Origin of the sequence: Nocardia sp. NBC_01377 (genome assembly GCF_045040005.1) — a bacterium.
GTDB lineage: Bacteria > Actinomycetota > Actinomycetes > Mycobacteriales > Mycobacteriaceae > Nocardia > Nocardia noduli.
On record NZ_CP109566.1, the window covers coordinates 195,936 to 208,046 of the forward strand.

Annotated in this window: 14 protein-coding genes and 2 tRNA genes; 5 read left to right on the forward strand and 11 right to left on the reverse strand. The window is 66.2% G+C overall.

All coding sequences use genetic code 11. The features are described 5' to 3' along the window. Nucleotides 1-30: 30 nt before the first annotated feature. Nucleotides 31-651, reverse strand: a complete 621-nt coding sequence (locus OG225_RS00855) for a TetR/AcrR family transcriptional regulator (RefSeq protein WP_232839577.1) — start codon at nucleotides 649-651, stop codon at nucleotides 31-33. A gap of 324 nt (nucleotides 652-975) precedes the next feature. Between OG225_RS00855 and OG225_RS00860 the strand changes: the two genes are divergently transcribed. After that, nucleotides 976-2,253, forward strand: a complete 1,278-nt coding sequence (locus OG225_RS00860; RefSeq protein WP_405179991.1) for a hypothetical protein — start codon at nucleotides 976-978, stop codon at nucleotides 2,251-2,253. Nucleotides 2,254-2,311: 58 nt separating this feature from the next. On the opposite strand, the gene OG225_RS00865 is transcribed toward OG225_RS00860, so the two are convergent. Together OG225_RS00865 and OG225_RS00870 are read right to left on the reverse strand one after the other, a co-directional pair. Further along, nucleotides 2,312-3,100: an ABC transporter permease gene (locus OG225_RS00865; RefSeq protein ID WP_405179992.1), complete on the reverse strand. Its 789-nt coding sequence runs from the start codon at nucleotides 3,098-3,100 to the stop codon at nucleotides 2,312-2,314. 26 nt (nucleotides 3,101-3,126) lie between these two features. After that, a complete protein-coding gene (locus OG225_RS00870) occupies nucleotides 3,127-4,083 on the reverse strand; it encodes an ATP-binding cassette domain-containing protein (RefSeq protein WP_405179993.1) in 957 nt (318 codons plus the stop codon). Between the two features lie 173 nt (nucleotides 4,084-4,256). On the opposite strand from OG225_RS00870, the gene OG225_RS00875 reads away from it, so the two are divergent. Continuing rightward, nucleotides 4,257-4,979 (forward strand): TetR/AcrR family transcriptional regulator, encoded by a 723-nt coding sequence (locus OG225_RS00875; protein ID WP_216915373.1) that lies wholly within the window; start codon nucleotides 4,257-4,259, stop codon nucleotides 4,977-4,979. Nucleotides 4,980-4,986: 7 nt separating this feature from the next. Here OG225_RS00875 and bcp read toward each other — a convergent pair whose 3' ends face one another. After that, nucleotides 4,987-5,460: a thioredoxin-dependent thiol peroxidase gene (gene bcp, locus OG225_RS00880; protein WP_405179994.1), complete on the reverse strand. Its 474-nt coding sequence runs from the start codon at nucleotides 5,458-5,460 to the stop codon at nucleotides 4,987-4,989. Between the two features lie 137 nt (nucleotides 5,461-5,597). On the opposite strand from bcp, the gene OG225_RS00885 reads away from it, so the two are divergent. Next, nucleotides 5,598-5,819, forward strand: coding sequence for a DUF3618 domain-containing protein (locus OG225_RS00885; RefSeq protein WP_216915377.1), 222 nt, complete (start codon nucleotides 5,598-5,600; stop codon nucleotides 5,817-5,819). 98 nt (nucleotides 5,820-5,917) lie between these two features. Here the strand turns inward: OG225_RS00885 and OG225_RS00890 are convergent, their stop codons facing one another. Both OG225_RS00890 and OG225_RS00895 read right to left on the reverse strand, forming a co-directional pair. Further along, a complete protein-coding gene (locus OG225_RS00890; protein ID WP_109523936.1) occupies nucleotides 5,918-6,211 on the reverse strand; it encodes an excalibur calcium-binding domain-containing protein in 294 nt (97 codons plus the stop codon). 132 nt (nucleotides 6,212-6,343) lie between these two features. Then, the gene (locus OG225_RS00895) at nucleotides 6,344-7,321 is read right to left on the reverse strand and encodes a pirin family protein (RefSeq protein WP_405179995.1); all 978 of its coding nucleotides are present in this window, start codon (nucleotides 7,319-7,321) and stop codon (nucleotides 6,344-6,346) included. Nucleotides 7,322-7,405: 84 nt separating this feature from the next. Between OG225_RS00895 and OG225_RS00900 the strand changes: the two genes are divergently transcribed. Continuing rightward, nucleotides 7,406-7,879: a MarR family winged helix-turn-helix transcriptional regulator gene (locus OG225_RS00900; protein WP_405179996.1), complete on the forward strand. Its 474-nt coding sequence runs from the start codon at nucleotides 7,406-7,408 to the stop codon at nucleotides 7,877-7,879. Here OG225_RS00900 and OG225_RS00905 read toward each other — a convergent pair whose 3' ends face one another. The 3 genes from OG225_RS00905 to OG225_RS00915 all read right to left on the reverse strand — a co-directional run bounded on the left by OG225_RS00905 (nucleotide 7,880) and on the right by OG225_RS00915 (nucleotide 9,843). Then, nucleotides 7,880-8,209, reverse strand: a complete 330-nt coding sequence (locus OG225_RS00905; protein WP_216915383.1) for a hypothetical protein — start codon at nucleotides 8,207-8,209, stop codon at nucleotides 7,880-7,882. A gap of 70 nt (nucleotides 8,210-8,279) precedes the next feature. Beyond that, nucleotides 8,280-8,915 (reverse strand): transglycosylase SLT domain-containing protein, encoded by a 636-nt coding sequence (locus OG225_RS00910; protein WP_405179997.1) that lies wholly within the window; start codon nucleotides 8,913-8,915, stop codon nucleotides 8,280-8,282. A gap of 855 nt (nucleotides 8,916-9,770) precedes the next feature. Further along, a tRNA-Lys gene (locus tag OG225_RS00915) sits at nucleotides 9,771-9,843 on the reverse strand. Nucleotides 9,844-10,152: 309 nt separating this feature from the next. Here OG225_RS00915 and OG225_RS00920 point away from each other — a divergent pair. Next, nucleotides 10,153-11,370 carry an Ig-like domain-containing protein gene (locus tag OG225_RS00920; protein WP_198654133.1) on the forward strand — a complete coding sequence of 406 codons (1,218 nt, stop codon included), beginning with the start codon at nucleotides 10,153-10,155 and terminating at the stop codon, nucleotides 11,368-11,370. Between the two features lie 89 nt (nucleotides 11,371-11,459). On the opposite strand, the gene OG225_RS00925 is transcribed toward OG225_RS00920, so the two are convergent. Both OG225_RS00925 and OG225_RS00930 read right to left on the reverse strand, forming a co-directional pair. After that, nucleotides 11,460-11,744 carry a hypothetical protein gene (locus OG225_RS00925; RefSeq protein WP_405179998.1) on the reverse strand — a complete coding sequence of 95 codons (285 nt, stop codon included), beginning with the start codon at nucleotides 11,742-11,744 and terminating at the stop codon, nucleotides 11,460-11,462. Nucleotides 11,745-12,003: 259 nt separating this feature from the next. Continuing rightward, nucleotides 12,004-12,076 (reverse strand) — tRNA-His (locus tag OG225_RS00930). Between the last annotated feature and the right edge of the window lie 35 nt (nucleotides 12,077-12,111).

Here is a 12,111-nt window from a genome sequence, read left to right on the forward strand (position 1 = left end):
CCGCCCTCTCGTCGTCGTAGGTGCGCGGCGTCAGCGTTCGCTGGCGCTGCGCGACTCCTTCTCGGCCACCAACAGGTACGCCACCATCAGGCGTTTGAGTTCGGAGACCGCCTCGGCATTGCTCTGCTCGTCCTGAACGGAGAAATTCAGCATCGAGTAGACGACGTGCACGAGCACTTCGGCCATCATGGTGCGGCGCGGGCGCGGGGTTCGCGGGGTCAGCGGTCGCAGCATCTGCGAGACGACCTCGGCGAACTCCTTCTCGTGGATCGCGCCGGTGGCCCGGGTGGACGGGGTCGACTGCATCGCCAGCCAGACCTCGCGCCGGGACGGATCGGTCAGCCACAGATTGGCGAGGTGGTCCACGAACTGGTTCATGTGCCGCAACCAGTCCAGCGAGGGAACCTCGCCGTGGAAATCGGCCAGTTCCTGGGAAACCGCCACCAGGTCTTGGCGATTGAGCTCGCAGACGATGACGTATTTGTTCGCGAAGAACTGGTATAGGGTGCCGATCGGGACCTCGGCGCGCGCCGCCACCTCTTCACAGGTGAACGATTCGAATCCGACCTCTACCAGCAATTCTCTGGATGACTGCAGCAAGGCGTCGAACTTGCGCTTGCTTCGTTCCTGCGTCGGGCGGCGCCGCGGCATGAGCTCCTGCGGGTCGTCCTGCAGCTCCAACGCGGGGTCCAGGTGCCGCTTCGCCCTGGCCTCCGTGTGTACATCCACCCACTCAGGCTAGCGGTACCGACGGGTACGCGACACGCGCAGTGGATTCGTGTGTTCGGTTCTGTCACATTTCATGACCCATCCGGAACCGATGTGGTTCCGAACATATAACGAGCGTGCGTGGATTCGAACGCATCGAATGCTCAGGAGATGGCAGTAGACGATTGCCAGAAGACGATCGGCAGAAGACGCGGACGGCGGGTCCGTGAGTCGCACCGGGAAGGCATATCTGTGGTAGCTCGATCTGTGGTTACACTCGGCGTCTCCACCGAACGCGGCGCGGTGCACGCGGTAGCGCTCGCCGATTCCGACGACCGACTGCCCGAGCGGGTGCTGGCGCACCGGGTGGAACGGACATTCGGTGACACCAAGGCGGACGTGGCGGCCGCGGTCGAGGCCGCGATGGACGAGGTCGCCGCCGAAATCGGTCCGGATCAGGAGATCGGTGGCACCGCGGTGGTCTACCGCGATCCCGCCGAGCGCCGTGCCATCGTCACCAGGCTGGCGACCGGGCCCTGGCAGTCCACCTCGCTGGTTTCGACGAAATCGGCGCATCTGAGCGTCGCCGCGATGATGACGTGGCTCAAGGAATTCGATCATCTGCTCATCTGCGAGGTGGTGCCGGGACATCAGTCGTTCACCCTGGTCGATCGGGCCCGCAGCCGGGTTCTCGCCGCGACCAGTCAGGCGGGCGGCGCCACCCGCGAATCCCTCGGCGCCGCGGTGACCGCGGCGTGGGATCAACTGGAGGCGGCCGGTGTTCGCCCCGACGCGGTCGTGCTGATCGGCTCGGGTGCGGAGGTCGTTCCGGTGCGCGCCGCCCTGGAGCGCTTCGGAGCGCCGGTGCTGCCGTGCACCTTCGCCTCGTCCGCGCCCGCTGTGGGCGCCGCGCTGACCGTCATGGCCGCCGATACCGAAGGCGTCGCCGCGGCCGTGGAGCAGGGCCGCTACGGGCGCGGAACCGCCGCGCTGTTCGCGGCGGCCAGCGTGCTGGTCGGCGGAGTGACCGCGGGCGGGATCTACGCCGTGAACGCGCTGTCGGAGCCGGCATCACCGGTGGCCGCCGATATGAGTGCCGTCGTCGATTCGCACGGGCGGACCGGCGGCTCGGTGAACGGTCCGGCCGCGTCGGCGGATTCGCCGGTATCGCCGGTGCATCCCGGATCCGACGCGGGCCGCACGCCCGCCGCGGGAACGGCGTCGCGGGTGGGCGAACCCAGGGTGTACAACACCACCGACACCGGATCCTCGCGGTCGAAGGTGATGCCCGAGTGGCCGGGGACGTACACGCTGCCACTGGATCCGGCGGAATCGGAGCACGAGCCGGAGACCGCCGCCGCGCCCGCGGCGCCGGGTAGCGGCGTGCCCGAGGCCTCGACCGAATTCGCGGCGCCCAGCGATTTCATGCTCTTCCTGGGCGAAGCGCCGCCCCCGCCCGCGTTCACCGTGGAATCCCAGCAGTGGTGGGACAACCACTTCCGCCAGTTGATGACCTGGGCCGCCCAGCAATTCACGGCTGCCTGAGCACGAACGTCGAAAGGTCCGGCCCCCTCGGTGCCGGACCTTTCTCGTGCGCGTGGCCTCAGTCTGTGGTGCGTCGCGTGAACAGCGCTCCGGCCGCGAGATAGCCCGCCAACGCGATGCCCGCGCACCACGCGACCGCCAGCAGCGCGCTGTCGCCGATCGGCGTGCCCATCAGCAATCCGCGCACCGTCTCGATCACCGGTGTCACCGGCTGGTTCTCGGCGAACCGGTGCAGCCAGGTCGGCATGGATTCCGGCGGCACGAACGCGCTGCTCACGTAGGGAATGAAGGTGAACGCGAAGGAGAAGCCGTTGGCCGCCTCCGGATTCTTCGCCAGCAGACCGAGCGCGGCGGCGACCCAGGACAGCGCGAGCACGAACATCGCGATGACCCCGAGCGCGCCCGCCCAGCGCAGCGGATCGGAAGTCGGACGGAAGCCGAGCGCCACCGCGACCACCATCACGAGGCTCGTGGTGATCAGATTCCGGATCAGACTTTCGGCGACGTGCCCGGTGAGTACCGCCGAACGCGCGATATCCATCGTTCGGAACCGGTCGATGATGCCGTCCTTCACGTCGGTGGAAATACTCGCCGCGGTGGTTCCCGCGCCGAACCCCGCGCACAGCAGGATGATTCCCGGCACCACGTAGTCGATGTAGGGTCCGGGGCCGACATCCATCGCGCCACCGAAGACGTAGACGAACAGCAGCAGGATCAGCACCGGAAGCGCGATGGTCATGATCATGGTGTCGGGGCTGCGCAGGGTGTGGCGCAGATTGCGGTCGAGCATGGTGCCCGAATCCTTGGCGGCCCGCAGGGTGCGCTGGGCGGGGGACAGTGTGGTCATGGTGTTGTCTCGTTCGGTGGGCGCGGTCAGGCGACCGGAGCGGGATGGGGGTGACCGGTCAACGCGAAGAAGACATCGTCGAGGTCGGGAATGTGGATGGTGAGCCGTTCGACGGTGACGTCGAGTTCCTCGAAACGATCGAGGAGGCGTTTCACGTCACCGGCGTTGCCGTCGGAGGGCACCTGCAGGGTCAGCTGATCGTGATCGGCGGCGCCCGCCCGGTCCCCCACGGCGCGGATACCGGCCTCGAGTTGTCCCACGTCGCCGAATCGCAGCTGGATATGGCCGCCGGGGGCGCGTTGTTTGAGTTCCTCCGGTGTGCCTTCGGCGACGACCGCGCCGTGGTCGAGCACCGCGACCCGATCCGCCAGTTGATCCGCTTCCTCGAGGTATTGGGTGGTGAGGAAGACGGTGACGCCGTCGTCGGTGAGACGTTGGATGACCCGCCACAGTTCGCGGCGGCTGCGCGGATCGAGGCCGGTGGTCGGTTCGTCCAGGAAGATCAGGTCGGGTCCGCCCATCAGGCTCATCGCCAGATCGAGGCGACGGCGCATACCGCCGGAATAGGTTTCGGCGCGCCGGTCGGCGGCATCGGTGAGGTCGAATCTGTTCAGCAGTTCGGCGGTGCGTTCGGCGATCCGCGCGCGTTCCAGATGCAGCAGTCTGCCGGTGAGTCTGAGATTCTCGGCGCCGGTCAGCACATTGTCGACCGCCGAGTACTGCCCGGTGACGCCGATTCTGCGGCGCACAGCCGCGGGCTCGTGGATCAGGTCGTGCCCGAGGACGCGCACATCACCGCTGTCGGGCTTGCTGAGCGTGGCCAGGATGCGGATCAGCGTGGTCTTTCCCGCACCGTTGGGGCCGAGTAGCGCGAAGACGGTTCCCGCGGCCACGGACAGGTCGATTCCGGCCAGCACCGTGTGCTCGCCGAAGGTCTTCGTGAGGTCCCGCGTGGTGAGCGCGGGCCGGGATCGGGATGTCATGGACTCTCCTCGATAACTGTTTATGTAATAAACTCTGTTTATATAGTAAACAGTTATCGGGCGCAAGTGGTGGACCGGGACGAGAAGGGTCGGCGGTACGGGCGAGAATGGGGATCGGCGCCGGGCCCGTTCGGCGCCCGGAGCCCCACGTGGCGGAGAGGAGCCGGAAGTCGATGGCGACGTCCGAGGAAGCGGCGATCCCGAAAGCCATCGCGCTGTTGTGGGGGCTGGATGTGCCCGGCGGGCGCGGGCCCAAACGCGGCCTGACGCTCGATCAGATCCTCGACGCCGCGGTCGAGGTGGCCGACGCCGAGGGGTATCAGGCGCTGTCGATGAACCGGGTCGCCACGCAATTGGGCTTCACGGCGATGTCGCTGTACCGCTACGTGGACAGCAAGCAGACGCTGGTGGACCTGCTATTGGACCGGGTGGTCGGCACACCGCCGACGATCGCCCCCGACACGCCGTGGCGCGAGGCGCTGTGGCAATGGGCGATGGCGGAATACGCCGCGATCGAGAGGCATCCGTGGTGGCTCGACATCCCGCTCATCGGCCCGCCCATGGGACCGAACAATATGCAGTGGCTGGAGACCGGTCTGCGCGCGCTGGCCGCCACCGAGATACCGGTCCCGGTGCGGATGCAGCTGGTGATGAATCTGTCGTTCTTCGTGATGGGCCGGATGCGCCTGGCACGCGGCCTGACGGTCGATACCGGCGGCGAGGACGACTACGCCGAGGTAATGCAGCAGCTGATCGATCCGCGGCGTTACCCCAACGTGGTCGCGGCACTGTCCTCGAACAGTTTCGACGACGACATCGACTGGAACAGAGCCGATTTCGAATTCGGTCTGGCCCGCCTGCTCGACGGCTACGAAAGTTTCGTCCGAGGGCTCTAGCGCGGGATCAGACCGACAGGTCGCGGCGCAGCTTGGCGACGTGGCCGGTGGCGCGCACGTTGTACTGGGCGAACTCGATCTTGCCCTGCTCGTCGACCAGGAAGGTGGACCGGATGACTCCGGTGACCTTCTTGCCGTACATGGTCTTCTCGCCGAACGCGCCCCACTCGGTGAGCACGCTCTTGTCCGGATCCGACAGCAGCGGGAAGGTGAGCTGTTCGGCGTCGCGGAACTTGGCCAGTTTGGCGGGCTTGTCGGGGGAGATCCCGATGACGTCGATGCCCGCGCCGCCGAGGTCGGCGAGATTGTCGCGGAAATCGCAGGCCTGTTTGGTGCAGCCGGGCGTGCTCGCGGCGGGATAGAAGTACACGATCACCTTGCGGCCGCGATAGTCGGCGAGCGAGACCTCTTTGCCGTCGGCGTCGGCCAGCGTGAACGCGGGGGCGGTATCGCCCGCGGAGAGTCGTTGGTTGTCGGTCACGCCCTGCACGGTAACCGAACATACCGACACCGGGCGTGCGGATACACTCGTCCGCGAGCCCTGGTGACTCGCGGACGGCCTGCACTTCGCGCCTGGTCCGCGCCCGGTGGCGCCGAATTCGACAGGAGGACATTGACGTGGCTAGGGATACCGACCGGATCGAGCGCGATATCGAGGAGGCCCGCACCCGGCTCGCGAGCACCCTCGACGAACTCGCGGTGCGCGCCGACCCGCAGCGGATCGCGGGCGACACCAAGCACATGGTGCTGGCGAAGCTGAACGAGCCGAAGGTGAAGTACAGCCTGATCGGCGCCGGTGCCGTCGTCGTCGGCCTGGTTCTGCTCAAGATCTTCCGCTGACCCGAGACGGTCGATTCGGGTCGGTCGATCCGAGGCATACGAAAAAACACCCGGTGTGGCCAGGAGGGCCACACCGGGTGTTCTGTCTTCTGCGGTGGTCAGACCGTCGGGCAGGCGAATCCGTCACCGTCGGGATCCAGGTGCGGTCCGTAGCCCGGTTCCCCGCGGAACAGGGGGGCGCGACCGGCGGCCTTGGCGTCCTCGCAGTTGTTGAAGGCGCCTCCGGTGGAACCGGTCTGCGACAGACCGGCCGAACCGGTTGCGGCCGAGCCGGTATCGATGGCGGACGAACCCGTCCCTGCCGAACCGGTGGGTGCGGCGATGGCGGCCGGGGCCGCCAGGAGGGTCAGGCCCGCGGCGGCGGCGCTGACGGTGAGCCGGCGAACGTTCATGTATTCCTCAGTGTCTGGTGCGGTGGATGTTGCGCCGAGGGGGCGACGCCGCATCCACCTTCGTGACGCTCAGGTCAGTTGTCAACCGCGCGGACTATGAATTAGGAAATTAGGGGATACCGCGAAATCGCGCTATTCGCCGATCACGGTGCCGCGTACGTGCTCCGCTGGAATGTTGCCCATACGCCCCGCCTGGTAGTCCTCCATGGCCTGGATGATCTCGGCCTTGGTGTTCATCACGAACGGTCCGTACTGGATGACCGGTTCGCGAATGGGCTGTCCGCCGAGCAGCAGGACTTCGAGATCCCCGGTCGCATTGTGTTGCTCGGAATCAGCTGCGACGGTGATCGTGGACCCGGGCCCGAACACGGTGAGCTGCCCTTCGGTGAGGTGATGACGCTGTGAACCCACTGTTCCGCTACCGGATAAAACGTATGCCATTGCTGTAAAGTGTTGCGGCCATGGCATTTCCAGCTGTCCGCCGGGACTGATCGACGCGTGCGCGTAGGCGATGGGCGTGTAAGTCGAACCGGGGCCGCTGAATCCGCCGATCTCACCCGCGATGACGCGCACCAGCGCGCCGCCGTCGTGCGAACTGACCAGGGTCAGCTTCGAGGCGTCCAGATCCTGATAGCGCGGTGGCGCCATCTTGAGCGCGCGGGGCAGATTCACCCAGAGCTGGATCCCGTGGAACCAGCCGCCGGTCGCGACCAGTTCCTCCGGTGGCACCTCGTCGTGCAGGATGCCCGACCCGGCGGTCATCCACTGGGTGTCGCCCTCGCTGATGGTGCCGCCACCGCCGTGCGAGTCGTGGTGGACCATGGCGCCGTCGAGCATGTAGGTGACGGTCTCGAAGCCGCGATGCGGATGCCACGGCGCGCCCTTGGCCTGGTGCGGCTCGTAGGTCACCGGCCCCATCTGGTCGAGCAGGATGAACGGATCCGCCGAACGCAGATCAAGGCTCGGGAACGGCCTGCGCACCTCGAATCCCGCACCCTCCAACTGCTTGTGCGCGGTGACGATCTTGTCGACCGGACGTTCCGGCGCGGTCCGGTCCGGCCTGGGCAGGCGGGGCAGGATCATGATGTCGTCGACGGTGATGGCGGGCATTGGGCACCTCCGGGAGATTGTCGAGGCGAGGCTATTGCGGCGGTTGGTGTCCATGTCAACTATCGCAGGGCTAGGATAATTCCCGTGGTGCAGTGGTTGAGCGATGACGAGCAGCAGACCTGGCAGGCCTATGTGCGCCTGCGGCAGCGGATGGACGCGGCCATCGCGGCAGGCCTCGCGCGCGACGGACTGTCCGCCGCCGACTACGAACTGCTGGTCGCGCTCTCGGCCGCACCCGACGACAGCCTGCGCGCCAAGGAATTGGCCGCAGAGGTGTGCTGGGAGAAGAGCAGGTTGTCGAAACACCTGGCGCGCATGGCATCTCGTGGTCTCGTCGACCGCACGCCTGCCGCCGACGATGCCAGGGGCATCCTGGTCCGGCTGACGCCGCAGGGTCGCGCCGCCATCGAGCGGGCGGCGCCGAATCACGTAGAACTGGTGCGGGCACTGTTCATCGAACCGATGAGCGCCGACGAAGCCGCGGCGATCCGCTCGCTCGCCGACCGGGTGGTCCCGGTGGCCGAGCGGTCGGCGCCGCTGGACGTATCCTGCCCGTGACTAGCCCGTCGACCACGGCTTGACCGGCGGTTTCACCCACAGGATCTTCTCCTCGGCGTGTGCCCGGCTCCCCGCGGGGTGACCGGGGTTACGCACCGACCACGCCTGTTTCTCGTCCAGCAGCCGGGCGACGACCGTCCAGGTCTCGTCGGTACTCGGCGGATTGGTGTCGGCCGCCCGCGCGACTTTGCGCCGGACGGTCGCGGGCAGGTCGAGCAGTTCCGCGCCGCTGATGTCGCGGTCCCAGAGATAGGCGGCCAATCGGCGCGCCTTCTCGGCGCGGCGGCTGACCGACGCGTCGGTATGCGCGTAATCGGCCACGTCGAGCATCGTACGCCGGTAGCCCCCGGCCTTCGATCTCTCGATCGGAGGCCGGGGGCTACCCGAGAACGCGTGTGACTCAGTACGCCGAGTCGACGTTGTCCATCGAGCCGTAGCGGTGCGCCGCGTAGTTGCACGCGGCCACGATGTTGGAGACCGGGTTCCAGACGTCGAACGGGGTGCCCTCGACGTGGTAGGTGGCGAAGGTGGGGTCGATCACCTGGAGCAGGCCCTTGGACGGGATGCCCATGGCGGCGTTGGAATCCCACAGGTTGATCGCCTGGGGGTCACCGGTGGACTCGCGCATGATGTTGCGGTGGATGCCCTCGTAGGTGCCGGGGATTCCGTTGGCGGACATGATGTCGAGAGCCTGGTGGATCCAGCCGTCGAGATTGTTCTCGTAGACCGGCGGCGCGGGGGCGGGCATCGGCGCGGGCGCCGGTTCCGCGGCGGGGGCGGGAACGGGCATCGGGGCCGGGGCCACCGCGGCGGCGTCCTGGGCGATGACCTGTCCGGCCGGAGCCGGTGCGGCGGCAGCGGCAGCGGCGGGCTGCTCGTCCGCGACGATGGCAATGCGAGTGGCGACGTTGTCATCGGCCACCGAGACCGCCGACGAGGCCGCGACGGCCACGATGCCTGCCGCCGCGACGGCGAAGGTGAAGCCTTCGCGAAGCGTGGTGCGGCGGATGCGAGAGAAGCGTCTATCAACAGGCATTACGAGGTATTCCTTCTTCGGGGACAGGACCGATTCGGATGCCATGAGGCAGTGCGAATCCAGGGCGAGCGCCGTACCGATCGCTCACCGTTCGAGCTGGTGTGCTGTTATGGGATTTGGTTGTGGGGACGATGCGTCCCCGGGCCGGGCGCCGATCTCGTATCGGCATCGGTGCGCTGTGCGCAGTCCCGGCCCGCGCTGATGCGCATGGCTTCACACTGGAAGGTGAAGCGCGAGGCTGAAGTTCGTGAGCCGTGGATTGGACTCTGCGTTCGTTTCCGAATGCTGATAACGAAATCTCGGTCGAACCGAACTTCAGGTCGTGTGTGACCTGATTGCAGAATGGTCACGAGACATGAACGTAAGGTAAACGAAAAGTGAATCAAAGGTGCTGAAGATCTTGGAAAGCCCAGGTTGACGTCGAAACCATGCTCATATGCTGGGGGTTTGCCCCTAAACGTCATGTGCTGTAGGTCACAGAACTTTTTGTTGAGTAAGCCAGGAATTTGCCCGTTCCGAGCCCGCCCCGTGTCTGAATCGTGATCGGCGAGGTGTGGAGGTCACGGTGCGGTGACGCGAGAACCGGCCCGAGGTTTGCCGCCGAGCGGTCGGTGACGTCATCGTGATCTGCGCGATACTTTCGCTCGCGGGGAATCGGGGGAGTCGTGCCCTACGCGGGCGGAACGAACCCGGACGTGCCGGTCGGTTCGTGTGGTAGATCACAGATTCGGAACGCTGGCCGCGCTCTCGGGAAGGATCGGAGGGAGTCGCCGTAAGCTACAGATCCCGCTATCGTTCGATCGCCCCGCGGTTCTCTTCATCAGCGAAATCGCTGGTAGAGGGAAGAATTAATTGTGCGCCATCAGGGACTCGAACCCCGAACCCGCTGATTAAGAGTCAGCTGCTCTGCCAATTGAGCTAATGGCGCCTGCCCCGTGTTCCGGTGCGGGACAAACATTAACAGGCGGAGGTGGCAGAAGTGAAATCGCCAGTTGAGCGGGGGGATGTCGTGTCGCCGGGCGGTGTTAACACCGAGGGCCCCGCGACATATCAATCCGGTGGACCCGGTCGCGGCGCGGCGATCTTCACATTGGATGGGTCCCGTCGGGCTGGCACAATAGCTGGACGTGGTCTCGACCGATCCCGCCCGCGCGGTGAGTTGAGCGCAGCAATCGGTTTGGATCCGAAGCCATCGGCGTGCTCTACAGGGGCGCCGGGACTTGAAACGGGGTTGAATATGAGCATTGGTCGAGGTCGACATCGTTGGTCGATGCGGAAGCTAGCTGGACCGGTTGCCGTCCTCGCGGTGCTCGCGCTGGGAGCTTCGGCGTGCGCGTCGTCGTCGGGCAGCACCGGTGGCGTGGTCGCGATCGATCGCAATCCGATCACCGAGTTGATCAAGCCGAAGCTGATGTCTCCGGTCAAGGACGGCGATGTCGGTGTCTCGCCGGGCGTCCCGATGACGTTCAAGGTCGACGACGGTCAGTTCACCGACGTGAAGTTGCTCAACGCGCAGAACGATCCGGTGAGCGGCAGGCTCGCCGCCGACGGTCGCAGCTGGGAGACGACCGAGGTACTCGGCTACGGCAAGTCCTACACGTTGACCGCCAACGCGATCGGTCTCGGCGGCGGCAACACGACCGCGCTGCGCTTCACCACCAGTTCGCCGAACAACCAGACCCATCCCTACCTGCTCCCGGGCGAGGGCGAGATCGTCGGCATCGGCCAGCCGGTCGCGGTGCAGTTCGACGAGAACATCCCGGACCGCAAGGCGGCCCAGGATGCCATCAAGATCACCACCGAGCCGCCCGTCGAGGGCGCGTTCTACTGGGTGAACAATCGCGAGGTGCGGTGGCGGCCCGAGCATTTCTGGGCGCCGGGCACCAAGGTCACCATCGACGTCAACGTCTACGGCAGGGATCTCGGCAACGGCCTGTTCGGCCAGGACAATCTGCATTCGTTCTTCACTGTCGGCGACGCGACGGTGTTCACCGCCGACGACAACACCAAGCAGGTGGTGGTGGAACAGAACGGTCAGGTTATCCGCACCATGGACACGTCCATGGGCAAGGACAGCACGCCGACCGACAACGGTGTCTACATCGTGGCCGACAAGCACGAGAAGATCATCATGGACTCCTCGACCTACGGTGTCGCGGTGAATTCGCCGGACGGGTACAAGACGCCGGTGGACTTCGCGACCAGGCTCTCCTACAGCGGCATCTTCTTCCATTCGGCCCCGTGGTCGGTGGGCGCGCAGGGCAATTCCAACACCAGCCACGGCTGCCTCAACCTCAGCCCGACCGACGCGCAGTGGGTGTTCCAGACCGCCAAGCGCGGTGACATCACCATCGTCAAGAACACCCGAGGCGGCACGCTGTCGGGAACCGACGGCCTCGGTGACTGGAATATCCCGTGGGCGGAGTGGAAAGCGGGTAACGCCGACATCCGCTGATCCGCCTCGGACAGCGAAAAGGCTCCCCGCGCACCGCGGGGAGCCTTTGTCGTTCCGGGCCCCGGGGGATATGACCCCGGGGATGTGACTCAGGGGATATTGGGGCCCGCGGTGCCGGGGCAGGTCAGATTGGCGTTGATGGCGCTGCCGATCGCGGCGCACAGCAGCGGCCCGCCGAAGAGGAGGGATTCCAGTCCGGTGGCCGACCCGGAATTGCCGGATCCGGTGGTGGTGGCCCCACCGGCGGATCCACTGGACGATCCGGTGGTCGCCGTACCCGAACCGGTACCGGCGGTGGAGGAAACGGCCGCCGTGGCGGAGGTGCCGGTGAGCAGGGAGGCCCCGACGAAGGCTGCGATAACCGCGGAACGCATCACGAACTGTTGTCTTTCTGGTCGACCGGTGTCCGATGCCTGCGCCTCGGTGAGGGAAGTCTACGGACCTCGAGGGGATATGTATCACGATCAGGAGGGTTTGCGTTTCACATCATAGTTTCGCAGGGGCACTACGGTGTTCGCGGACAAATGGTTCGACCAGAGCGGCAGGTGTGCCCGGTCGGGCAACCGGTGACAGCCCGGTCGGGAAACGAGGGAGGGCCCGGTCGTGATTCGCATCTCGACCGGGCCCTCTCGGGGTGAGTGACGGGACTCGAACCCGCGACAGCCAGGATCACAACCTGGTGCTCTACCAACTGAACTACACTCACCATCGCCGATGAATCATCGGCGCGCTCGATACTAG